19 protein-coding genes and 1 tRNA gene are annotated in these 22,601 nt (G+C 70.6%); 4 read left to right on the forward strand and 16 right to left on the reverse strand.

Annotated elements, in window-relative coordinates; all coding sequences use genetic code 11:
* Positions 1-34: 34 nt before the first annotated feature.
* Positions 35-601: a peptide deformylase gene (gene def / locus ACRVYW_RS00615; RefSeq protein WP_431800710.1), complete on the forward strand. Its 567-nt coding sequence runs from the start codon at positions 35-37 to the stop codon at positions 599-601.
* Between the two features lie 474 nt (positions 602-1,075).
* Here def and ACRVYW_RS00620 read toward each other — a convergent pair whose 3' ends face one another.
* A complete protein-coding gene (locus ACRVYW_RS00620; RefSeq protein ID WP_431800712.1) occupies positions 1,076-4,417 on the reverse strand; it encodes a hypothetical protein in 3,342 nt (1,113 codons plus the stop codon).
* Between the two features lie 353 nt (positions 4,418-4,770).
* Between ACRVYW_RS00620 and ACRVYW_RS00625 the strand changes: the two genes are divergently transcribed.
* Entirely contained in the window at positions 4,771-5,637 is an 867-nt protein-coding gene (locus ACRVYW_RS00625; RefSeq protein WP_431801706.1) for a helix-turn-helix domain-containing protein, read from the forward strand.
* Here the strand turns inward: ACRVYW_RS00625 and ACRVYW_RS00630 are convergent.
* The 5 genes from ACRVYW_RS00630 to dusB form a co-directional block, all read right to left on the reverse strand.
* Positions 5,599-5,671: transfer RNA gene (locus ACRVYW_RS00630), tRNA-Asn, on the reverse strand. The genes ACRVYW_RS00625 and ACRVYW_RS00630 overlap by 39 nt on opposite strands.
* Positions 5,672-5,756: 85 nt before the next feature.
* The gene (locus ACRVYW_RS00635; RefSeq protein ID WP_431800714.1) at positions 5,757-6,521 is read right to left on the reverse strand and encodes an ATP-binding cassette domain-containing protein; all 765 of its coding nucleotides are present in this window, start codon (positions 6,519-6,521) and stop codon (positions 5,757-5,759) included.
* A 62-nt stretch (positions 6,522-6,583) separates the two neighbouring features.
* Positions 6,584-8,452, reverse strand: a complete 1,869-nt coding sequence (gene dnaG / locus ACRVYW_RS00640; RefSeq protein WP_431800716.1) for a DNA primase — start codon at positions 8,450-8,452, stop codon at positions 6,584-6,586.
* Positions 8,452-9,840, reverse strand: coding sequence for a deoxyguanosinetriphosphate triphosphohydrolase (locus ACRVYW_RS00645; RefSeq protein ID WP_431800718.1), 1,389 nt, complete (start codon positions 9,838-9,840; stop codon positions 8,452-8,454). The genes dnaG and ACRVYW_RS00645 overlap by 1 nt, the downstream gene beginning before the upstream one ends.
* Positions 9,830-11,050 carry a tRNA dihydrouridine synthase DusB gene (gene dusB, locus ACRVYW_RS00650; protein ID WP_431800720.1) on the reverse strand — a complete coding sequence of 407 codons (1,221 nt, stop codon included), beginning with the start codon at positions 11,048-11,050 and terminating at the stop codon, positions 9,830-9,832. Before dusB ends, ACRVYW_RS00645 begins: the two co-directional genes overlap by 11 nt.
* Positions 11,051-11,112: 62 nt before the next feature.
* On the opposite strand from dusB, the gene ACRVYW_RS00655 reads away from it, so the two are divergent.
* A complete protein-coding gene (locus ACRVYW_RS00655; RefSeq protein WP_431800721.1) occupies positions 11,113-11,616 on the forward strand; it encodes a glutathione peroxidase in 504 nt (167 codons plus the stop codon).
* A 73-nt stretch (positions 11,617-11,689) separates the two neighbouring features.
* Here the strand turns inward: ACRVYW_RS00655 and ACRVYW_RS00660 are convergent, their stop codons facing one another.
* The 4 genes from ACRVYW_RS00660 to recO all read right to left on the reverse strand — a co-directional run bounded on the left by ACRVYW_RS00660 (position 11,690) and on the right by recO (position 15,242).
* Entirely contained in the window at positions 11,690-12,859 is a 1,170-nt protein-coding gene (locus ACRVYW_RS00660) for a hypothetical protein (RefSeq protein WP_431800723.1), read from the reverse strand.
* Positions 12,860-12,974: 115 nt separating this feature from the next.
* Positions 12,975-13,661: a DsbA family oxidoreductase gene (locus ACRVYW_RS00665; RefSeq protein WP_431800725.1), complete on the reverse strand. Its 687-nt coding sequence runs from the start codon at positions 13,659-13,661 to the stop codon at positions 12,975-12,977.
* 40 nt (positions 13,662-13,701) lie between these two features.
* Positions 13,702-14,505, reverse strand: a complete 804-nt coding sequence (locus tag ACRVYW_RS00670) for an isoprenyl transferase (protein ID WP_431800727.1) — start codon at positions 14,503-14,505, stop codon at positions 13,702-13,704.
* The gene (recO, locus tag ACRVYW_RS00675; RefSeq protein WP_431800729.1) at positions 14,502-15,242 is read right to left on the reverse strand and encodes a DNA repair protein RecO; all 741 of its coding nucleotides are present in this window, start codon (positions 15,240-15,242) and stop codon (positions 14,502-14,504) included. The genes ACRVYW_RS00670 and recO overlap by 4 nt, the downstream gene beginning before the upstream one ends.
* Before the next feature lie 77 nt (positions 15,243-15,319).
* Here recO and ACRVYW_RS00680 point away from each other — a divergent pair, with 77 nt between their 5' ends.
* Positions 15,320-16,015, forward strand: coding sequence for a trimeric intracellular cation channel family protein (locus ACRVYW_RS00680; RefSeq protein ID WP_431800731.1), 696 nt, complete (start codon positions 15,320-15,322; stop codon positions 16,013-16,015).
* 199 nt (positions 16,016-16,214) lie between these two features.
* Here the strand turns inward: ACRVYW_RS00680 and leuA are convergent, their stop codons facing one another.
* From leuA to ACRVYW_RS00710, 6 genes are all read right to left on the reverse strand, one after another.
* Positions 16,215-17,975 carry a 2-isopropylmalate synthase gene (leuA, locus tag ACRVYW_RS00685; RefSeq protein WP_431800733.1) on the reverse strand — a complete coding sequence of 587 codons (1,761 nt, stop codon included), beginning with the start codon at positions 17,973-17,975 and terminating at the stop codon, positions 16,215-16,217.
* A gap of 174 nt (positions 17,976-18,149) precedes the next feature.
* Positions 18,150-18,767, reverse strand: a complete 618-nt coding sequence (locus tag ACRVYW_RS00690) for a hypothetical protein (RefSeq protein ID WP_431800735.1) — start codon at positions 18,765-18,767, stop codon at positions 18,150-18,152.
* Positions 18,768-18,844: 77 nt separating this feature from the next.
* The gene (gene era, locus ACRVYW_RS00695; RefSeq protein ID WP_431800737.1) at positions 18,845-19,738 is read right to left on the reverse strand and encodes a GTPase Era; all 894 of its coding nucleotides are present in this window, start codon (positions 19,736-19,738) and stop codon (positions 18,845-18,847) included.
* Positions 19,735-21,075, reverse strand: a complete 1,341-nt coding sequence (locus ACRVYW_RS00700) for a hemolysin family protein (protein WP_431800739.1) — start codon at positions 21,073-21,075, stop codon at positions 19,735-19,737. Before ACRVYW_RS00700 ends, era begins: the two co-directional genes overlap by 4 nt.
* Complete coding sequence (gene ybeY / locus ACRVYW_RS00705) at positions 21,072-21,539, reverse strand: rRNA maturation RNase YbeY (protein ID WP_431800741.1); 468 nt, start codon at positions 21,537-21,539, stop codon at positions 21,072-21,074. The genes ACRVYW_RS00700 and ybeY overlap by 4 nt, the downstream gene beginning before the upstream one ends.
* On the reverse strand, positions 21,536-22,579 hold the full coding sequence (locus tag ACRVYW_RS00710) for a PhoH family protein (protein WP_431801708.1): 1,044 nt from the start codon (positions 22,577-22,579) through the stop codon (positions 21,536-21,538). Before ACRVYW_RS00710 ends, ybeY begins: the two co-directional genes overlap by 4 nt.
* Positions 22,580-22,601 lie beyond the last annotated feature (22 nt).

The following is a 22,601-nucleotide window of genomic DNA, read 5'->3' on the forward strand; positions in this document are numbered from 1 at the left end:
CACTAACGCCACGGGTCCTCGATAGGCTCGAGGCGTGGCCGTTCTTCCGATTCGCATCATGGGCGATCCCGTCCTGCACGCTCCCGCCTCCCCCGTCGCCGAGATCACCGACGAGATCCGCGAACTCGTCGCCGACATGTTCGAGACGATGGATGCCGCACCCGGTGTCGGTCTCGCCGCCCCCCAGGTCGGCGTCGGCCTGCGCATCTACACGTACACGTACGCCGACGATGACGGCGCTCCGTGGCGCGGTGTCGTCATCAACCCCGAGCTGTGGATGGTGCCGCTCGAGCCGGGCGCACCCGACCCCGACGAGGAATCGGAAGGGTGCCTGTCGTTCCCCGGTGAGCGGTTCCCGCTGCGGCGCTCCGATCGGGTGATCGTGACCGGGACCGACCTCGACGGCTCACCTGTCCGCATCGAGGTGGACGGCTGGCGCGCGCGCATCATGCAGCACGAGTTCGACCACCTCGACGGCATCCTCTACATCGATCGTCTCGATGACCGCGACTGGAAGACCGTGCAGAAGATCGCCCGCAAGCGCGGGTGGGGGCGTCCGGGCGCATCGTGGACCCCGGGAATCGACGACCTCGACGCCTGAGCGCTCGCCCGCTCGGACCGACGCCTCCGGCGCCTCACGCGGGCGGCGGGGTGGACGGTGCGGGCGCGTCCGTCGGCTCTGCCACGTCGTAAAAGAGGGTGCGCGCCGGCGGCGCGACGAGCGGGCGCCGCTGGCGCTGCACCCACAGGACGGGTCTTCCGGCCGTGTCGCGTGCCAAGGTGTAGCGCCGTTCGAGCTCGACCCCGCTCTGCGGTACGGCGGAGGGCATGAGCCGGTGCACGGCGCCGTCGGCGGCGCGAAGCGTCTCGGCGCGCCACCGGCGTTGTCGCGTTCTCCCCCTGGGTCTCGCCGAGCTGCCACTGCCGGGCGAGGAACCACAGGGGGTCGTGGACGACAGCGGCCACGGCGTCGTCGATGTGCGGCTCCGTGACCGCGGAGATGCTGCGGCGGGCAGTGGGCGAGGTCGTCATGGCGTGACCAGCCGGGAGATGTAGGCGCGGCCGGAGAGGATGTCTACGGGGAGGGATGCTGGCAGGCGCCCCGGGGAAGAAGGTCGCCGAGCTCCGCGAGATCTTCGCCCGTCGCCGTGCGGGCCACCAGCAGCTCGCGCGTCTCGGCGAGGATCTCATGCAGGAGGTCGTCCTCGAGCCTGACGCCCTCCGACGGCGGCACGGCCACGAGAATCGCCTGCGGAGCGCGCGCAGCCGGTGCGTTGAATCCGAACGCGGCGTTCGTGGTGCGCTGGGGCACGGGAACCATTTCGGTATAGGCGTCGACGACGCCGACGGCGACGCTCGTACCGTCGAACGCGGTCGGCGGCCCGAACGCCGCACGGAATCGGGGTGTGGGCGTCTGCTCGATCGGTTCCGTTGCGCGCGCCACCTGCACGGCTGAGATCTCGTCGACCAGCCACGGGTCCGGGCCGCTCGCCCACATCGTCAGCGGCGCGGCACCGCCTCGGAGCGCATCCAGCTGCACGGCCTCGATACGGGCGAGGGGCGGACGGACGGCGGCGGCGATCGAGAGCCAGGCCTCGTCGAGTCCGGGGCGCGGCTGCGGAGCGATGCCGGTGGCCTCGTTCAAGCGCGCGAGGCTCCACTCGATGAGGATCGGGAGGTTTCCCTGTGGAGCGGCGAGCGTCGAGAGCGCACGCGCCAGGGAGGGCACACCGTCGGGGATCCCGGTCGCACGCCGGTCGACGGCATCCTCCTTCTGCGGGGTCGCCATCTTCGCGGGACTTCGGAGAGACCCCGGGCTCGGCGCCGCGGCGAGGCGCTCCGCGAGCACCGAGCGCACGGTGCGGGTCAGATCACGGAGCGAGGTGGCGCCTGGCGGGACCGGTTGTCCGCACATCGCCGCCCGGAAGGTCGCGGCATCGGCGGGGTCGGAGTCCGGGGTCACACCCCACTGCGCCGCGACGCGGATCGCGGCTCGCTGCGCGCCCGCGCCGCCGACGCCGAGCGCCGCGGCCGACCCCGCTGCCGTGCGTGCTGCTGCCAGGGCCGCGAAGACTGCCCGGTACCGGGCGACGAGCGTCGCGTACGCCGCGTCCGTCGCGGGAGCCGGCGAGCCCGGCACCGCCAGATCCCGCTCGCTCGCCGGTGAACCCAGCGCATCGCAGAAGGCGCGCGCGCCGCCGAGCTGTGGGGGCGGGACCACACCGATCACTTCGGGTCGTCCCGCGGCGATGCGAACGAGCCGATGCAGGTCCGCCGGGTCTGAGGCATCCGCTGTCATGAGCGATGCCGGCACCATCGCCACGGGCTCTCCGACGGAGCTCCAGGGCGTCCACAGACGTGCGTCCTCCGGCGGCGCCTGTACCTCCACGGCGGATGCCGGCGACAGCCCGGCCGCGGCGATCACGGCGGTCCGCACCTGCCTCTCGGACTTATCGGCGAGACGCGACGGCGGCAGGGGAAGATCCACGCTCGACACCGTTGCGCTGGCGCCGGACGGATCGCGCACCGCCCACACCCGGATCTCCTCTTCGCGGACGGCGAGCGGCGGACCGCCGACGGCGACGAGTTCGTCGAGCTGTCGTGTCGACCAGGTCAGCGCGTGCACGGGTTCGAGCCCCAGCTCGTCCAGACCTACCGTGCGCGTCGATCCGTCCTCGAGCGTCGCGACGAACGCCCAGTCGTCGCCGAAGCGGGCGACGAGAGCGGCGGCGACCTCGGGCGACGCGAGCGCTCCGCCCTGCGCACCGGGCGCGGCCGCCGCGGCGGGGAGCACGGAGAGCACGGTGGTCTCCGTTGCGAAACCGCTGGGATCCGTGCGGGGAAAGGCGAGCTCCGGCATGATCGCCTCCCCCGCCGCGGCATCCATGGCGCCCGCGGCCCGCCCTAGGGAACGGTCGACCGCGTGCACGAGCCCGTCGGCCGCGAGGAGGTCCGCGAGCGCATCGAGCGCGTCACGAAGCTGGAGCAGGCGCTCGGACTCTCCCGCGCGCAGGGGAAAGAGCGGGTCGGGCGCGGTGCCATCGTCGGGGACGAGTGCGGCGAGGGCCGCCAGCCCGTCGCAGACCCGAAAGGGCGTGGGCCGGTCGGCGTGTACGGGGAAGGCGGCGCGCAGGCCGCGCACGCGCGCATACGCATCGGGGCCCTCCCCGATCAGGCGCTCCACTTCGGCGCCGACGATTTCGGTGAGATCGCCGCCGAGACGCAGGTCGTCGGCGAAGGCATTCGCGAGCCGTACGTGCGCGCTCGTGAGCCGCATGTCCCAGGGCTCGGTGCCGCGCTCGTTGAGCTCGCCGCTCTCGGCCGCCGTGCGGTACTTGTCGCGCAGGATCGTCGCGACGGTCGTCTTCGCCGGCGACGGCGTGTGCAGCAGGCCCGAGGGCGTCGGGCCGGGCGTGCCGACGAACGTCCCGTGCGCCCACCCGTACGCGCCGAGCCGTCGCCGGGCGGTCACGGCCGGGTTGCCGACGGAGCTCAAGGTCGCCCAGGCGAAGGAGGACACCCAGGGGTCGATGCGCGTCGTGACCGCGTCGAGCGTGGCGCCGAGCGCCCTTTCCAGCCGCGCGCGCAGGCCCTCGTCCATGTCGAACGGCACCGCGGGCGTGTCCGTCGAGGCGACGAAGGGAGGGACCCCGTCGGCGGAACGCATACCGCCCGGATCGATGAGGGTCGCGAGCCGCCAGCTCGCTTGTGTCTGCGCGTCGGCGCTGCCGGGATCTCCCTGCGGCGGTGTGATGATCCGGCGGACGGCGAGGTCTCCCAGCTCTCCGCCTCCCTGACGGATGCGCCAGGCGTTGGACGTGAGTGCGGACTGCACCAGGAGCCGGATGAGAAGCGAGTCGGGCAGGACGCGGAGCCAGCCCTCGACCGCGTCGTCCGGCGCAGGTCGGTCATCGATCGGCACGGGATCTCCCCGGTAGACCGCCTGCGGCACGAGCGTCACCGGCTCGTAGGAGCGGAAGTACGCCGCCGCGAGGGTCGTGAGCCGCCCCCTCGTGTATCCCTCGCGCTGAAGGAGCACGTCCATGAGGAGCGGAAGCGGGAAGGTGTACCACTGGTTTTCCGCGTAGACCCACAGCCCCCTCCACGGTGGCTGCACGAGAGGAAGCAGGGCGGGCATCGCCGCGCCCGAGGGCAGCCAGACGCCCGCGGGCCCTGCGATGCGCGGGAGTTTCAGCTGCAGGACGCGGACGAGAAGTGTCTCGCGCAACGCCGCGTCGTCGAGCAGGGAGCGAAAGCGTGACAGCCACGCGTCGAACGACGCGCCGTCGAGCGTGACATCCCCGAGCTTCGCGACCTTGGCCTCGGTCCCGTTGAGGATCGTCGGGAGCGGTCGCCGGGTGTCGCCGGGCGCCACGGCATCGGTGAACAGTGCGACGAGCCTCGTCAGAAAGTCCACGATCCCCCCCATACGGATGCACTGTCGGTGCGCCCGGCGATCATCCGCGCGCTGTGCCGCGCGGTCCCCGTGCACCACGTTCCCGTGGCGCGCCCATGAGCGTAGCGAGCCGGGAGTCGATGCGGGTGGGGCGCGTCCCGCTGAGTGAGACGGCGTCGCGGTGTGCCGTGTCGGCCGCGCGCCCGCATGCGTCGAGAAGGAGCATGCGGGAGGGGCACGAAATGGTGGCGCAGGACGGGGAGTCGGCGCGACAATGGGGTCCTCCCGAAATGAGAGCCGATCGAGCGGCCTCCGGCGGGCAGATGGGACGGCAGCACCGGAGCGATCGGAGCGCGCACATGGGAGACACATCGATGCTCGGGCGCATCCTCGCGGTGCCCGACGGATGCCTGGACTCCGCCGCACCTGTACGACTGTCCGATCTGGTACGTGCGACGGGTCTGCCCAGCGCCACCGCCTGGCGGATCGCGGCGGGCCTCGTCGAGGCGGACCTGCTCGCGCGCACCGACGACGGCTATGTCGTCGGCCCGGGCCTGATCGAGCGCGGCGATCGCGCCGCTCACCAGAGGGCACTTCGGGCGATCGCGCTGCCCGAGCTCGTCGAGCTTCACCACCGTACCGGGGGCGCCGTCTGGGCGGTGGATGTCAGTCGCGAAAGCGGGTGGACGATCATCGGTCAGATCTACGACCGCGCGGCGCTGCAGAATCAGTACTCCGAGCAGTGGGCGCACGATCCCGCGAAACCGGCCATCCTGGCCACCGCCCTCGGGTACATCGGGCTCGCCGATCGGCCGGACCTTGTGGACCGGCTCCTCTCCCGCGGGGTCCCGCGCCTGACGCCCTATACCGAGACCGCTCCGCTCCGGGTGATCGCGACGCTCGATCGCGCTGTCGGTGAGAGACAGCTGATCGAGCACGGACGCGTGTGGCCCGGGTGGTCCTGCCTCGCGGTGCCGATCGCCGACCGAGCGACGGGGCGCACCGTCGCCGTCGTCGGCGTCATCGACCGCACCCCCCGCTTCGTCGACGACCGGGTCTCGCGCGCGGCGCGGGCCACAGCGGCGCACCTGCAGAGTCAATGGCCGGCGACGGCGACCACTCGCGCGCGTACGCACGAGAGGTCGGTGTCAGCGGAGCGAGACGACGCAAAACGCCCCAGGGGTGGAGCCCTGGGGCGTTCGCTCCCCGGCTTGGACTCGAACCAAGAACCTGCCGGTTAACAGCCGGCTGCTCTGCCAATTGAGCTACCGAGGATCAGTCACCCGCGAGCGGGCAACCCGTCCATACTAGCAAAGCCGCAAGGGTGCTCGTGCACATCGGCACCCCCTCGATGAACCCCTCAGGAGGCGAGGCGCGTTCCCCCGTCGGGCGTCCACAGCACGTCGGACGTGCCGTGCCCGAAGCCGACGGGATGGCCGGCCCGGAGCACGAGGACGTCGGCGTCGAGCTCGCCGATGGCGGGCGCGTCGTTGGTGACGAGAAGAAGGGCCATCCCCTGCTCGTCGCGGCGTCGCAGGAGCGCGTCGCGGGCTGCTTGGCGCACCTCGAGATCGAGGTTGGAGTACGGCTCGTCGCCGATGAACAGGCGCGGGTGCAGCACCAGGGCACGGGCGAGCGCGACGCGCTGACGCATTCCGGAGCTCAGCTCGTACGGGTACTTCGACGCCGCGCCCAGCGGCAGCTGCAGCTCATCGAGGAGCCCCGCGATCTGGAGGGAGAGGGCGCGCTGGTTGACGCGACGGTCGCGCGAGGTGACCGGTTCGGCGATGACTTCCCCCACCGTGAGACGAGCGGGCAGGTCGCGTCCGCCGTTCTGCGCGAGATAGCCGGTGAGGTACTCCCGGGTGCGGCGGGCGCGCCCGCGCTTTCGGACGGGGATGCCGTGCACGGCCGCATCGCCGCCCACGACGGAGAGCGTCGCGTCGTCGGCGCCGGCGAGGAAGGCGGCGAGGCTCGACTTCCCCGAACCCGTCGCGCCCATGAGCGCGAGAGCGCGGCCGGCGCCGAGGCTGACGGTGATCCCCTCGACGACGCGGGTGCCCGACCGGGCGACGGAGAGGTCATCGGTACGGACGACGACGTCGGTCGGAGTGGATCGGGCCATGCCGATCATCCTGCCCGGTTCGCGCGGCGGACGCCAGCGACAGGGACAGAACCGGCGCAGGGTCAGAACGCTTCGGTCAAGGTTCGGCGCAACGCGTCGAGGTCCCGCAGCCGCAGGCGCACGGCACGACCCTCTTCGGAGTCGGCGGGCAGTCGCTGGATGGCGCCGATGAGCTCGTGCTTGTCGCGGTCGACCGCGCGCACCCGCAGCCGCCGCGCGAGTGAGCGGGTCGAAACCTGCGCCTCGGCCTCGGTCAGCGCGGGGAACGAGGCGGTGAGCAGTTCGACAGCGAGCGACCGGTAGGGCTCTCGCACCGACTCGGCGGCCTGCGCCGCCCATCCGACGCGGACGCGATCGGGCTGTGCCTGGAGCGTCTGTCGCACGGCGTCGAGCGCGGGCACCTGCATCGGCAGCGCGAGCGCCGCATCGATCTCGGCGGCGTCGACGAGGTGCCCGTACTGCAGCACGCCCATGAGGGCGTCGCGTTCGAGAGCGGCGTCGGCCGTGCGCGGCAGCGACGCGAGCGTCACGCGCGTCGCCGGCGGGGGCGCACTCTCCTGCTCGGAGCCCTGGTCGCCTCGTCGCGCGCCGGGTGCGGCGGGCGCCTGGGGACTGCGCGCCGCCCGGGCGGCCCGCTCGACGGCCCGGTGGACCTCGCCGAGGTCCTCCCCCAGCCGGCGTGCGAGGACGTGCTCGTAGCGGCTGCGGATGCCGGAGTCCTTGATCTCGGCGACGATGGGTGCCGATGCCGCGAGAGCGGCGACGCGGCCCTCCACCGATGCCAGGTCGTGCCCGGCGATGCGCTGGTCGATGACGAACTCGAACAGCGGCGACTTGGTCTCGATCATCGAGCGGACGGCGGCGTCGCCGCGGTTCAGCCGGAGATCGCACGGGTCGAGACCCTCCGGTCCCGCGGCGACGTAGCTCTGCAGCGCTGACGTGCGCGCCTCGGCGAACGCGCGGACCGCGGCCTTCTGTCCCGCGGCATCCGGGTCGAACGTGAAGACGACTTCCCCCGTCGCCTCCGTTCCGACGATGCGGCCGACGACACGCATGTGTTCGGCGCCGAAGGCGGTGCCGCACGTCGCGACGGCGGTCGTGACACCGGCCAGGTGGCAGGCCATGACGTCGGTGTAGCCCTCGACGACGACGACGCGATGCGAGCGCGAGATGTCCTTCTTGGCGAGGTCGAGCCCGTAGAGGACCTGCGCCTTCTTGTAGATGGGCGTCTCGGGCGTGTTCAGGTACTTCGGGCCCTGGTCGTCGTCGTACAGGCGTCGCGCGCCGAAGCCGATCGTCTGCCCCGTCACGTCGCGGATGGGCCAGACGAGCCGACCGCGGAATCGGTCGTAGACGCCGCGCTGCCCCTGCGAGAGGAGCCCCGCCGCCACGAGCTCCTCGTCGGTGAACCCCTGCGACCTCAACGCGTCGCGCAGTCCGTTCCAGCCCTTAGGCGCGTACCCCACGCCGAAATGCGCCGCCGCGCCAGCGTCGAAGCCGCGCTCCCCGAGGAAGCGGCGGCCGGCGTCGGCTTCGGCCGTGGCCAGCTGCGCCCGGTACCACTCGGCGGCCGCGGTGTTTGCCTGGTAGAGGCGCGTGCGCCCGCTCGTCTCGGGAGCGGCGCCGCCGTCCTCGTAGTGCAGCGTGAAGCCGATCCGCGCCGCGAGCCGCTCGACGGCCTCGGTGAAGGAGAGGTGGTCCATCGCGCGGAGGAACGAGTACACATCGCCCGACTCTCCGCATCCGAAGCAGTGGTAGTACCCCACCTGCGGCCGAACGTGGAAGCTGGGGCTGCGCTCATCGTGGAAGGGACACAGCCCCTTCAGCGAACCGACGCCGGCGGATTTCAGCGCGACGCGTTCGCCGACGATGTCGGCGATGTTGGTGCGAGCCTTGACCTCTTCGACGTCGGCCTGGGCGATGCGCGCCATCAGGTCGCCTCGATCGGCCAGATGCCGGGGATCGGCTCGGGGAGCGCGAATCCGGGATGCGCGACGGCGCGCCCGTCGCTCGACCACAGACCCAGTTCGCGCAGGTCGACGGGCCCCACCAGACGCGCGTGCCACTCGATCGCGAAGCGGTCGGTGAGGGTCGCGACCTGGTCGACGACGACGCGCTTGCGTGCGGCATCCGTCTCGGCCGCACCGAAGTCTTCCGCGTGGACGCGGTCGAGGAGCTCGGGGCGCTCCCACAGAGCGGTCGCGAGGCGCTTCAGCACGCGACGCTGCTCCTTGTAGAGCCCCTTGCGGCCGTCGATCGAGACGACGAACGCGCCGATGATGCCTTTCAGCACCGCCATCTCGGCTTCGATGACGCGGGGCACGACCACGCGGCCGCGGTAGCGCGTCAGCGACGGGGCGGTGTAGTGCTCGCGCGTCGCGGTCGTCGCGGCGCGGGCGAAGCGCCCGATGAGGTCGGAGGTGAGGTTCTTGAGCCGCGCAACCGATGCCCGGTCGCCGGTGAACCAGGTGAGCCACTCCGGCATGCGGGTGAGACGGTACAGCGCGTCGGCGAGCTCGTCGCGGTCGAAGCCGTAGCCCACCCATGTCTGGATCGCAGTGAGGAGAGCCTCGCGCTCGCGGGGATCGGCGAGGCGCGCGGGATCGAGGTAGCCGTTCAGCACGGCGTCCTCGAAATCGTGCACGGAGTAGGCGATGTCGTCGGAGAGGTCCATGACCTCGGCTTCGATGCAGCGCAGGCGCCCGGGCGCGCCCTCGCGCATCCACCGGAACACCGGCTCGTCGTCGCGGTAGACGCCGAACTTGTCGCGTCCGCCGGGGTCGGGCACGGCGTGTTCGACGGTCCACGGATACTTGCACGTCGCGTCGAGGCTCGCCCGGGTGAGGTTGAGTCCGACGCTGCGGCCCTCGTCGTCGACGACCTTCGACTCCAGTCGGGAGAGGATGCGGAGCGTCTGCGCGTTTCCCTCGAAGCCGCCGATGTCGGATGCCCATTCGTTGAGCGCCCGCTCGCCGTTGTGTCCGAACGGCGGATGACCGATGTCGTGGCTCAAGCACGCCGTGTCGACGACGTCGGGTGAGAGCTCGAGGGCGATCGCGAGCTCTCGACCGACCTGGGCGACTTCTAGGGAGTGCGTGAGCCGGTTGCGCGCGAAGTCGGCGGGGCTCGCGGGGCTCAGCACCTGCGTCTTCGAGGCGAGGCGGCGCAGGGCTGCCGAGTGCAGCACGCGCGCGCGGTCGCGGGCGAAGCTGTCGCGGCGCGAGCGGTGGGTCTCGGGCAGGAATCGCTCGGCGTCGTGGTCGTCGTATCCGGCAGGCCGGCCGGGCGCGATGCCGACCGCGCCGCCGTCACCCGCCACTGGTGTCCAGTTCGGCGTCGGCGAGGGTCCGCGAGGCGTCGCCCGACATCTCGCGGGTCGAGAGCCACCCATCGGGCAGGGCCGGTCGCTTCGGCGTGCCGGCGCGGCCGCGCTGCCCCTCGGCCGCGGCTCCCGGGTAGGGCGCGGCGAGGTCGAGCGTCGCGATGAGGTCGTCGATCTCCGCGAGGGTCGAGACGGTGGCGAGAGCCGCGCGAGTGTCGCCACCGACGGGATAGCCCTTGAAGTACCACGCGACGTGTTTGCGGATGTCGCGGCATCCGCGCCCCTCGTCCTCGAAGAACTCGACGAGCAGCTCGGCGTGACGGCGGAAGGCGCCGGCGACGAAGCCCAGGGTGGCGTCGGGACGGATGCCGGGCGCTCCGAACGCGGTCGCGAGGTCGCCGAACAGCCACGGGCGCCCGAGGCAGCCGCGACCGACCACGACGCCGTCGCATCCGGTCTCGGCCATCATTCGTACGGCGTCGTCGGCCGACCAGATGTCGCCGTTGCCGAGCACCGGAACGCTCGTCACGGCCTGCTTCAGCTCGGCGATCGCGCTCCAATCGGCCTGGCCGGAGTAGAACTCCGCGGCCGTGCGGGCGTGCAGGGCGACCGCGGCGACCCCGGCATCCTCGGCGATGCGGCCCGCGTCGAGGAACGTCAGATGCTCGGAGTCGATGCCCTTGCGCATCTTCACGGTGAGAGGCACGTCGCCCGCCGCGCGCGCGGCGCGCGTGACGATGTCGCGGAAGAGCTCGGTCTTCCAAGGAAGCGCCGCTCCCCCGCCCTTGCGCGTCACCTTCGGCACGGGACAGCCGAAGTTCAGGTCGATGTGATCGGCGCGGTCCTCGTCGACGAGAAGGCGCACGGCGGCCTCGGTGGTCGCGGGGTCCACACCGTAGAGCTGGATCGAGCGCGGCGTCTCGGACTCGTGATGCGTGATGAGGCGCATCGTGGTCGCGTTCCGTTCGACGAGGGCACGGGTCGTGATCATCTCGCTCACGTAGAGCCCGGCGCCGTACTCACGGCACAGACGCCGGAACGCCGTGTTGGTGATCCCGGCCATCGGCGCGAGCACGACGGGGGCGTCCAAGGTGATCGGCCCGATCCGCAGCGGCGCCCCGGTGCTCAGCGACGCCGTGCTTAGCGACGCCGCGGGGGGCGCGCCGGGTACGCCGGGCGCGGAGGTGGGAGCGGTGAGCGTGGACATCCCTCCCATTCTCCCAGACTCCGTCGTGCCGGGGACGCCCGCACGGGCCTATCGTGGACAACATGACCGAGGCGACCACTGTGGACATCCGCAACATCAGCTATGTGGGCGCGGACGGCGCCGAGCACACGCTCGCCGAGTTCGGTGACAAAGCGGTGCTCGTCGTCAACGTCGCGTCGAAGTGCGGACTCACACCGCAGTACGAGCAGCTCGAGCAGTTGCAGAGGAGCTACGGCGATCGGGGTCTGCAGGTCGTCGGGTTCCCGTGCAACCAGTTCATGGGCCAGGAACCCGGATCGATGGACGAGATCCTCGACTACTGCGCCGTCACGTGGGGCGTGTCGTTCCCGATCGCCGACAAGATCAAGGTGAACGGCTCCCACGCCGCGCCCCTCTACAAGGCGCTCAAGAAGGCGAAGAACGCCGAAGGGGCGAAGGGCCCGGTCATGTGGAACTTCGAGAAGTTCCTCGTCGCCCCCGACGGCACCGTGCACCGCTTCCGGCCGCAGACGAAGCCCGACGCGCCCGAGATCATCGCCGCGATCGAGGCGAGCCTCCCGGCCTGAGCCCCGGCTCCCCGCCGGAACGGCGAAGGACAGTGTCCGCCGGCGCAGGCGGGGAATCGTTGTGCGGCTGGGGTCAGCGCGTGGGTTCCGACGACGCGGGAGCGTCGCCCGGCCCCGGCTGCTGCGGCGCCGCGGACGGCTGCCACGGAGCCTGAGCGCCCTGCGACTGCGTCGGCTGCGCGCCCTGGACCGGCGCGCCCTGGACCGGCGCGCCCTGGACCGGCGCGCCCTGGACCGGCGCGCCCTGGACCGGCGCGCCCTGGGCCGGTGCGCCCTGGACCGGTGCGCCCTGGACCGGTGCAGCCTGGGCCGGTGCGCCCTGGACCGGTGCAGCTTGAGGCTGAGCCCAGACCGCCTCGGGCTGAGCCGCGCCGTTCACCGGGGCGTTGTGCTCGCCCGTGACGGGCGCCGCCGAACCCTCCGTGCGCACCTTCGCCGCGGCGATGAAATACTGCACCGCACTGACGATCGTGAGGATCGCACCCGCCGCGAGCGGGTACCAGAACACCCGATACGTGTACTCACCGCTGGCATCCGGCTCTGCGCTGATCACCTGGAAGAACGGAATCGCCGCGCCGACGACGAAGAGGCCGGCCCAGACGACGACCATCCAGCGCATGCGCTGCAGGGAGGCCTGGTGGACGTTGCCCTTCTTGTCGGTCTTCGGCGGCAGGTACCCGCTCTGCTTGCGGGTGACGAGCGCGAAGACGAGGGCGAGCACGAGGAAGACGATCGCGATGATGAGCACCGTGAGCCACAGGCCGTACGCGGGGTCGCCGGCGGTCTTCAGGTACGCGTTGTAGTCGTCGACGGTCGACGTGTAAGCGTTGATCGCCGCCGTGAGATCGTTCTCCGCGGTGGCGAGGGCGGCGTCGTCCTGCGCGGTGAACGCATCGGCGATTCCGGCGGCCGCGGTCGCCATGTCGCCCGAGGCCGATGCGAATCTCTCCGCGAAACCCGCCACGTCGCCGCTCTGCTCGGACGCGATCTTGGTGAAGGCATCCTGCGCGTTCGTCGCCTCCGTCTCGAACGTCTGCGCGGCGGCGATGACCTCCTCGTTCGAGGTCGACTGGTCGCTGTAGACCGAGGTGAAGTCGTCGAGCGCGGTGCCGAGGTCGGCGTCGATGGCCACCATGTCGTCGTTCACGTCGGCGGATGCCGCGAGCGGAGCGCCGAGGGCGAGAAGGAGCGCGGCGAACAGGGCGATCATCGTGCGCCGGGCGTGCGTGAGGGGTGCCGTCATCGGTCACTCTTTCCGGGGGATCATCGGGATGCGCCGCGCGAACGCGCAACGCTCCGACTGTACGGCACCGGGCACGGCGACGGCCAGACTGCACCGCGGGGCGACGGCGGGGCGCTCAGCCTTGCGCGGTCTTCTCCGCCCAGACCTGACGGGCGATCTGCGCGAACGCCTCCGGGGGCTGCGCTCCGCTGACGCCGTACGTGCCGTCGATGACGAAGAACGGGACGCCCTGGATGCCGTAGGCCTGCGCCTGCGCCTGGTCGGCGCGGACGTCCGGGAGGTACCGGTTCGACTCGAGCGCGGTGCGTGCGGCATCCGCGTCGAGTCCCGCTTCGGCGGCGAGGTCGACGAGGTCGTCGATGCGACCGACATGGCGTCCCTCGGTGAAGTAGGCGGCCATCAGGCGCTCGGTCATCGCCCGCTGCGCGCCCTCGGATCCCGCGGCCTCCTGCGCTTTGGCGAAGTGCAGGAGCTCGTGCGCCTTGACGGTGTTCGTGTGCTTGAGGAGGTCGAAGCGGTACTCCAGCCCCGCGTTCGCGGCGACGCCGGTGACGTTCTCGAGCATCTCGCTGACGCGCTCGCGCGGCATGCCCTTGTGCCCGGCGAGGAAGTCGAGCTCGTCGCCGTCGAAGTCGACGGGCGTGTCGGGCGACAGCTCGAACGAGTGGAAGGTCACCTCCACCTGGGGGGCGTCCTCGTCGCTCGCGGCGACCTCCAGCCCCTTCTCGAGGTTCCGCTTGCCGATGTAGCACCACGGGCAGGCGATGTCGCTCCACACGTCGATCTTGATCTTGTCTGTCACCTCAGTGACAACCGCCGGGCGGTGCGGGGGTATTCCCGATTCACGCCGTGGGGGCGTCGACCGCGCCTCCGAAGCGGCGGTCGCGATCGAGGTAGATCTGGATCGCGTTCCAGAGGTCGACGCGAGAGAAGTCGGGCCAGAGCGTGTCGAGGAAGACCATCTCGGCATACGCCGACTCCCACAGCAGGAAGTTGGAGGTGCGCTGCTCGCCGCTCGAACGGAGGAACAGATCCACGTCGGGCATGTCGGGGACGTACAGGTGCTTGCGCATCGTCTTCTCGGTGATCGCCGACGGCTTGAGCCTTCCCGCCGCGATCTGCTCGCCCATCGCGCGCATCGCGTCGATGATCTCGTGCCGCCCGCCGTAGTTGATGCACATCGTGAGGGTGAGCACGTCGTTGGTGCGGGTGAGCTGCTCGGCGAACTGCAGTTCTTTGATCACCGAACCCCACAGGCGTGGCTTCCGACCCGCCCACCGGATGCGCACGCCCCACTCGTTGAGCTGATCGCGGCGACGGTGCAGCACGTCACGGTTGTAGCCCATGAGAAAGCGGACCTCGTCGGGAGAACGCGCCCAGTTCTCCGTCGAGAAGGCGTAGACGCTCAGGTGCTTCACTCCGGCCTGGATCGCCCCCGCGACGACGTCGAGGAGGACCTCTTCTCCGGCCCGGTGACCCTCGATGCGCGTGAGGCCCCGACGGTTGGCCCAGCGGCCGTTCCCGTCCATTACGATCGCGACGTGCCCGGGCACGCGGTTCTTGGGGAATGCGGGCGAGGACAGACCGGTCCAGTCGATCGGGCGGTAGGGGACGGCGTCGCGGTGGGTGTAGGGCTTTGGGCTCACGCGCGGCGCTCCGAACGGTTGTGGACGTGCGAGAGCGAACGGATGCCGCGCTCGAGGTGATACTGCGTGTACGCGGCGACGAGGCCGGAGGCCGCGGCGGATGCCGCATCGTGCGCGGTGTCGACGGCATCCCACTCCCCCGCGATCAGCGCCCGCAGCAGCGACCCGGTCTCGGGATGCACCCGCGCCGATCCGGCCGGTGCGCACGCGGAGCACACGGCGCCGCCGAGCTGCGCGACGAACCACTCGTGCGGGCCGGGGGCTCCGCAGCGCGCGCAGTCGGTGAGGGCGGGGGCCCAGCCCGAGAGCGCCATGGCGCGCAGGAGGTACGAGTCGAGGACGGAGCGCGGCGCGTGGCCGCCTTGCGAGAGCGTCCGGAGTCCGCCGACCAGCAGCAGGTACTGCTGCGGCGTCGCTTCAGCCTCGTTCAGGCGGTCGGCCGTCTCGACCATCGCGTGCGCCGACGTGTAGCGGTCGTAGTCGGCGGCGATGGGAGCGCCGTACGCGCCGAGCGACTCCGCCTGCTGCACGATGTCGAGGGTGCGCCCCTGGTAGAGCTGGACGTCGGCGACCATGAACGGCTCGAGCCGCGCCCCGAAGCGCGACGAGGTGCGGCGCACGCCCTTCGCGACGGCGCGGACCTTGCCGTGGCGACGGCTCAGCATCGTCACGATGCGGTCCGCCTCCCCGAGCTTGTGGGTACGCAGGACCACGACTTCGTCGCGGTATGTCGGCACCGCTCCATTATCCCCGCCCGCCCCGACACGGGACGTAGGGGCGCGGCGTTCGATCGGATACCACGACAATGGAACACGTGCCGAACGAAGTCTTCGTGATCCCCCTTTGGGCAGATCTTCTCGCCGTCGGTCTGGGCGGTGTGCAAGGTGCGCTGTTCGCGTCGGGCTTCATCGGACGCCAACGCCTCGACCTCATGGGGGTCGCGGTGATCGGCATCGTCATGGGGATGGGCGGAGGTCTCATCCGAGATTTCCTGCTGAATGTGAACCCGACCACGCTCCAGAGCAACTGGTACCTGATCACCGCCGTCGGCGCTGCGATCATCGGAATGCTGCTGGCCGGCTTCTTCCAACGCCTGAACAAGCTGATCGTCGGTCTGGACGCCGTCGTGGTGGGACTGTTCGGCGCATTCGGCACCTCCAAAGCGCTCGTCCTCGGGCTTCCCGTCGTGCCCGCCGTGTTCATCGGCGTGTGCGCCGCCGTCGGCGGCGGCATCCTGCGCGACGTCATCATGGGGCTGCCCGTGGCCATCATGCACGTGGGGTCGCTGTACGGTGTCGCCGCGTTCGTCGGCTGCTCGGTGCTGCCGTTCGCGGTCTGGCTCGGCGCACCGCTTCCGGTCGCGGCGGTGGTCACCGTCATCGTGACGACGGTCATCCGGCTGCTCGCCGTGATCTTCGACATCTCGCTCCCCGAGCAGCGCGCGCTCCACCGTCGGAAGGTCGCGATCGAGACGACCGCGATCCCGATCATCAAGCCGACCGAGGACTGACCCGCGTCGCACCGACGCGCCGCTGCGCGCGTCGCGCACCTGCCCCCAGCGCCTCTGGGCCGCCCTCCGCCCGCGAGACCGCCGGTTCTCGACGAGACCCGGCGAAGAGATCGGGGGTTTCGTCGAGAGAACGCGGTCTCGCGGGCTGGTGCCGCAGGCCGGTCTCGCGGGCTGGTGGGGCGGGGTGCCGCAGCGCGCGTCAGGCGGCGGCGAGGGCGCCGGCGCTCTCGCGGGTGCGGATTGCGCGGTTGACGCCCGACACGATCGCCTTGAGGGATGCCGTGGAGATGTCGCCGTCGATCCCGACGCCCCACAGCCGCTCGCCGTCGACCTGAAGCTCGACATAGGCCGCTGCCTGCGCGTCGCCTCCGGCCGAAAGCGTGTGCTCGACGTAGTCATACAGGGTGATGTCGAAGCCCTGCGCGCGGACGACCTCGATGAACGCCGAGACGGGACCGTTGCCGACGCCGCGGGTCGCGACCTCGCGGTCGCCGTCGCGCAGCGTGACCTCGAGCGAGACCTCGCCTGACATGTCGCTCTGCGTGCGGGTCGAGAGCAGCTCGTACCGGCCCCACTTCTCGTCGGCGACCTCGGCGGGCAGGTACTCGTCGGTGAAGGCGGCCCAGATCTGCTCGCTCGAGACCTCACCGCCTTCGGCATCCGTCTTCGCCTGCACGACGCCGGAGAACTCGATCTGGAGCTTTCGCGGCAGGTCCAGCGCGTGGTCGGTCTTCAGCAGGTACGCGACGCCGCCCTTGCCCGACTGGGAGTTGACGCGGATGACCGCCTCGTACGAGCGCCCGAGATCCTTCGGGTCGATCGGCAGGTACGGCACGGCCCACTCGATGTCGTCGACGGTGACACCGGATGCCTGGGCTGCGGCATCCATCGCCTCGAAGCCCTTCTTGATCGCGTCCTGGTGCGAGCCGCTGAACGCCGTGAACACCAGGTCACCCGCCCAGGGGCTGCGCTCGTGCACGGGCAGCTGGTTGCAGTACTCGGCCGTCCGCTTGACGTGGTCGATGTCGCTGAAGTCGATCTGCGGGTCGATCCCCTGCGTCAGCAGGTTGATCCCGAGGGCGACGAGGTCGACGTTGCCGGTGCGCTCACCGTTGCCGAACAGGCATCCTTCGATGCGGTCGGCGCCGGCCATGTAGCCGAGCTCGGCGGCGGCGATCGCGGTGCCGCGGTCGTTGTGCGGGTGCAGCGAGAGGATGACGTTCTCGCGGTGGTTCAGGTGCCGGCTCATCCACTCGATGGAGTCGGCGTAGACGTTGGGGGTCGCCATCTCGACGGTCGCGGGCAGGTTGATGATGACCTTCCGCGCGGGCGTCGGCTCGAAGATCTCGAGCACCTGGTTGCAGACGTCGGCCGCGAACTCCAGCTCGGTGCCCGTGTACGACTCGGGCGAGTACTCGTAGTACACGGTCGTCTCGGGGATCGACTTCTCGTACCGGCGGCACAGGCGCGCGCCCTCGAGAGCGATGTCGACGATGCCCTGCTGATCGGTGCGGAAGACGACCTCGCGCTGCAGGACGCTCGTCGAGTTGTACAGGTGCACGATCGCCTGCTTGGCGCCCGCGATCGCCTCGTAGGTACGGGCGATGAGGTGCTCGCGCGCCTGCGTCAGCACCTGGATCGTCACGTCAGCGGGGATCGCGCCGTCTTCGATGAGCTGGCGCACGAAGTCGAAATCGGTCTGCGAGGCCGACGGGAAGCCGACCTCGATCTCCTTGTACCCCATGCCGACCAGCAGGTCGAACATGATGCGCTTGCGCTCGGGGCTCATCGGGTCGATGAGCGCCTGGTTGCCGTCGCGGAGGTCGACGGCGCACCAGCGCGGCGCGGTCGTGATGCGGGCGTCGGGCCACGTGCGATCGGGTAGGTGGACGCGGATCTGCTCGTGGTACGGGCGGTACTTGTGGACCGGCGCGGTGGAGGGCTTCTGGTTGTTGTCCATGATGGGGTCGCTTCTCTCGTCTGCTGAGTGCGGGCCAGGGTGCGAGGGGTGCGAACCAACGCGAAGCGCCGCGACGAGGAAGGCCCTAGATCGAGGCCTCGTCGCGGCAGCTAAGAAGAAGCTGGCCGAAGCGCATGGGGACAGAGTACACCCGGATGCCGAGGGTGCAGAACCTCAGGACGCCGCGTGCGCATCCATCCGGTGCTGCGCGGCGGCGGTGCCCAGCTCGACGCGCGCACCGGGGTGGGTCCAGTAGAAGTGCAGGACGGTGTAGACGAGGTTCGGCGACGCGTCGAGTACTGAGGTGGCGATATCCCAGTGCCGGTGCGCCGTCTCGATGCGCAGGATCGGCACGTGCGCGCGGGCCTTCCGGACGGCGTTGCCCGCGTTCGTGTGTGTCGCGCGCACGGCGGTCACCTCGTTCCACGGCACGTCGACGTCCGCCTTCTGCATCCGCAGGAAGATCCCGGTCGGGCCGAGCGCCACGCACTCCCGGTTGCCCCAGGACCCGCGGGAGCGGATCGCGGTGAGCGCATTGACGAACGTCGCGAGGAAGAAGAGGCCGAGGAGTCCGAAGACGACAGCGATGACATACGGCACCGGTCCCTGCGTCGCGGCGGTCGTGCCGGCCTGGGCGAGGACCATCCACACGAGCGCGCCGAAGAACACGGCGATGACGCCCAGCGCGACAACGAGGACGATGGGCGGACGGCGCAGGAGGGCGACGTGCACCGTCCCGTCGGGGGCGCGCCGGAACGTGCGATTGAACAGTTCCGCCGGGAGTAGGAGCATCGGCTTTCGCGAGGCGCGTGGGCCCGCCCAGCCGGACGGGATCACGGGAATGCGGGGGTCGGGAAGGGCCATGTCGCTCAGAAGCCCAGCCGTCCGAGCTGCTTCGGGTCACGCTGCCATTCCTTGGCGACGCGCACGTGCAGCTTGAGGAACACCTTCGTGCCGACGAGCGGCTCGATCTGGGCGCGGGCGCGGGCGCCGACGTCACGCAGGCGCGACCCCTTGTTCCCGATGATGATCGCCTTCTGACTGTCGCGCTCGACGACGACGTTCGCGTGGATGTCGGTCATCGAGCCCGTGTCGCGCTCGGAGATGTCCTCGATCGTCACGGCGATCGAGTGCGGCAGCTCGTCGCGGACGCCCTCGAGAGCCGACTCGCGGATGATCTCGGCGATCCGGTCCTCGAGGGACTCATCGGTGACGACGCCCTCCTCGTAGAGCGCGGGGCCCTCGGGCATGAGGGAGAGCAGCTCGTCGGCGAGGACGTCGAGCTGTTCGCCCGCCACGGCGGAGATCGGGATGACGGCATCCCAGTCCTCCCGAAGGCTGTCGGCCTCCATGAGGCGTTCGGTGATCTGGTCGCGTGAGGCGAGGTCGGTCTTCGTGACGACGGCGACCTTCTTCGCGCGCGGGTATCCGTCGAGGGATGCCGCGATGCGCCGGTCGCCGGGGCCCACCTTCTCGGTGGCGGGCACGAGGAAGCAGATCGCATCGACGTCGCCGAGCACCTGCTCGACGAGGTCGTTGAGGCGCTCACCGAGAAGTGTCCGTGGCTTGTGGATGCCGGGAGTGTCGACGATGACGAGCTGGCCGCCCGGACGGTTCACGATGCCGCGGATCGCGCGACGGGTCGTCTGCGGCTTGTCGGAGGTGATCGCGACCTTCTCGCCGACGAGTGCGTTGGTGAGCGTCGACTTCCCGACATTCGGGCGCCCGACGAAGGTCACGAATCCGGATCGGAACTCCGTCATCGGTCCTCCCCTTTCTGCTTCTGCGTCGGGATGCTCCCGGTGCGCGGATGGCGTCCGCCGAACGCCGAGTCGGCGGCCTCGAGCGCGGGTGTCGCCTCGACGAAAACGGTCGCAAGGCCGCGTCCTCGTCCGCGCGAGGTGCCCCCGGTCATGAGGATGCCCCCGTACTCGGCGGTCGCGCCGGGAAGGGGGATGCGGCCGAGCTGCTTGCCGAGGAGACCGCCGATCGAGTCGACGTCCTCGTCTTCGAGGTCGATGCCGAACAGGTCGCCCACCTCGTCGAGGCCCAGGCGCGCGCTGACGCGGTAGCGCCCGTCGCCGAGGTCGACGACCTCGTTCGAGCGCGGGTCGTACTCGTCGGAGATTTCACCGACGAGCTCTTCGATGAGGTCCTCGAGCGTCACGAGTCCCGACACTCCGCCGTACTCGTCGACGACGAGGCACACGTGCACGGCATCCCGCTTCATCTGCTGCAGGAGTGTCTCGGCCTTCATCGACTCGGGCACGAAGACTGCGGGGCGGGCGATCTGCGCGACGGGCGCGTCGCGCCAGGCCGACTCGTCGCGGAACGCGAACTGCACGAGGTCTTTGAGGTAGACGACGCCGGTGATGTCGTCGGCCTCGCCGTCGGCGATCGGCACGCGCGAGACGCCCTTGTCGAGGAAGAGCCGCATCGCCTCCTGCGTCGTGTCGGCGCCGTCCATCGTCACCATGTCAGTGCGCGGAACCATGACCGAGCGGACGAAGGTGTCGGTGAAGTCGAACACGGAATGGATGAGCTCGCGGTCGTCCTCTTCGATGAGGTCTTGCGAAGCGGCCTCGTCGACCATCGACAGCAGCTGCTCCTCGCTCGCGAACGAGGCGCCACGGTGGACACCCGGCGTGACGCGGTTGCCGAGGAGCACGAGCAGGTGCGCGAGCGGTCCGAGGAGGATTCGCGCGCCGCGGATCACCGGTGCGCACGCGCGGAGAAGCCCGCGCGCGTGCTCGCGGCCGACGGCCCGGGGGCTCGCGCCGACGAGCACGAAGGAGACGACGGTCATGAGGATCGCCGCGGCGAGCATCGCGAGCCAGATGTTGTCGAAGATGAGGAGAAAGGCGACCGTGACCAGCACGGCGGCGGTGGTCTCGGCGAGGATGCGGATGAAGACGACAGCGTTGCCGTGCGCGGCGGGGTCGTCGGCGATCTTGGCGAGCGCCTGACCGTTGGGGTTCGTCGCCGACATGTCGTACAGGTCGCCGCGCGAGGTGACCCCGAGCGCCGCGTCGAGCGCGGCCATGAGTCCGCCGAGGGCGACGAGGAGCGCCGCCGCGATGAGGAGGAGGGCCTCGGTCATGCGCGTCGGCGGCGTTCGGAGGCCGCGAACGAGGCGATGAGCTCCCGCTGCAGGCCGAACATCTCGCGCTCCTCCTCGGGCTCGGCGTGGTCGAAGCCGAGGAGGTGCAGCGTGCCGTGGGTCGTCAGGAGGATGAGCTCGTCGAGGGTCGAGTGCTTCGCCGCCTGCGCCTGCGTCTCGGCGACCTGCGGGCAGAGGACGATGTCGCCGAGCAGGCCCGGGGGCGTCGGCTGCTCCTGGGTGCCGGGGCGCAGCTCGTCCATCGGGAAGCTCAGCACGTCGGTGGGACCCGGCTCGTCCATCCACTGCACGTGGAGGGCTTCCATGGCGCCTTCGTCGACGAGGAGGATCGCGACGTCGGCATCCGGGCTCACGTGCAGCTCTGCGAGGTTGTGCTCGGTGAGGCGCAGGAGCACCGTCTCATCGACGTCGACACCCGACTCGTTCGTGATCTCGATCGTCATGACATGCCTCGCTTCGGAAGGTGGTCCCGGGGGCCGCCGGGGCGGGACTGTCCGCGGCGCTCGGCGCGGTTACCCTGCCGCTGCGCGTTCATAGCGGATGCCTCGTCACGCTCGCGCCGCGAGGCGAGCCGCTGCTCGTCGTACTCCGTGTAGGCGTCGACGATGCGGCCGACGAGCGTGTGCCGCACGACATCGTCGCTCGTGAGGTAGCTGAAGTGGATGTCGTCGATGTCCTTGAGGACGCGCGTCACGAGGCGGAGCCCGGATGCCCCCTGCGGCAGGTCGATCTGCGTGATGTCGCCGGTGACGACCATGCGCGTGCCGAAGCCGAGACGGGTGAGGAACATCTTCATCTGCTCGGGCGTGGTGTTCTGCGCCTCGTCGAGCACGACGAACGAGTCGTTGAGCGTCCGCCCGCGCATGTAGGCGAGCGGGGCGACTTCGATGGTGCCGGATGCCATGAGCTTCGGCACGATCTCGGGGTCCATCATCTCGTTGAGCGCGTCGTAGAGCGGACGCAGGTAGGGGTCGATCTTGTCGGTGAGGGTGCCGGGGAGGAACCCGAGCCGCTCACCGGCCTCGATCGCCGGGCGGCTCAGGATGATGCGGCTGACCTCCTTGCGCTGGAGCGCTTGGACGGCCTTCGCCATCGCGAGGTAGGTCTTGCCGGTGCCGGCGGGACCGATGCCGAACGTGATCGTGTTCTCCTCGATCGCATCGACGTACGCCTTCTGACCGAGGGTCTTCGGGCGGATGACGCGGCCGCGCGACGAGAGGATCGCCTCGCCCAGCACTTCCGACGGGCGCTGGCCGGTGTCACCCCGGAGGATGCGCTCGCTCGAGGCGACGTCGGAGGGGTCGAGTCCGTGACCGGTCCGCGAGAGGGCGATGAGCTCTTCGACGAGCGCTCGCGCGCGCGCGACGGCATCCGCATGCCCGCTCAAAGTGATCTCGTTGCCGCGCACGTGCACTTGCACGTCGGGGTGCTCTCGCTCGACGACGCGCAGGAGCCGGTCCTGCGGCCCGAGCAGCTGGACCATCGCGACGCCGTCGGCGTAGATG

It is taken from the genome of Microbacterium sp. bgisy203, assembly GCF_965345155.1.
GTDB lineage: Bacteria > Actinomycetota > Actinomycetes > Actinomycetales > Microbacteriaceae > Microbacterium.

Bases quoted from the DNA above. Each gene is read 5' to 3' on its own strand.
- ACRVYW_RS00625 (WP_431801706.1), top strand. From the start codon at position 4,771: ATGCTCGGGCGCATCCTCGCGGTGCCCGACGGATGCCTGGACTCCGCC.
- ACRVYW_RS00635 (WP_431800714.1), bottom strand. From the start codon at position 6,521: ATGGCCCGATCCACTCCGACCGACGTCGTCGTCCGTACCGATGACCTC.
- dnaG (WP_431800716.1), bottom strand. From the start codon at position 8,452: ATGGCGCGCATCGCCCAGGCCGACGTCGAAGAGGTCAAGGCTCGCACC.
- dusB (WP_431800720.1), bottom strand. From the start codon at position 11,050: ATGTCCACGCTCACCGCTCCCACCTCCGCGCCCGGCGTACCCGGCGCG.
- ACRVYW_RS00655 (WP_431800721.1), top strand. From the start codon at position 11,113: ATGACCGAGGCGACCACTGTGGACATCCGCAACATCAGCTATGTGGGC.
- ACRVYW_RS00660 (WP_431800723.1), bottom strand. From the start codon at position 12,859: ATGACGGCACCCCTCACGCACGCCCGGCGCACGATGATCGCCCTGTTC.
- leuA (WP_431800733.1), bottom strand. From the start codon at position 17,975: ATGGACAACAACCAGAAGCCCTCCACCGCGCCGGTCCACAAGTACCGC.
- ACRVYW_RS00690 (WP_431800735.1), bottom strand. From the start codon at position 18,767: ATGCTCCTACTCCCGGCGGAACTGTTCAATCGCACGTTCCGGCGCGCC.
- era (WP_431800737.1), bottom strand. From the start codon at position 19,738: ATGACGGAGTTCCGATCCGGATTCGTGACCTTCGTCGGGCGCCCGAAT.
- ACRVYW_RS00700 (WP_431800739.1), bottom strand. From the start codon at position 21,075: ATGACCGAGGCCCTCCTCCTCATCGCGGCGGCGCTCCTCGTCGCCCTC.
- ybeY (WP_431800741.1), bottom strand. From the start codon at position 21,539: ATGACGATCGAGATCACGAACGAGTCGGGTGTCGACGTCGATGAGACG.
- ACRVYW_RS00710 (WP_431801708.1), bottom strand. From the start codon at position 22,579: ATGGTCCAGCTGCTCGGGCCGCAGGACCGGCTCCTGCGCGTCGTCGAG.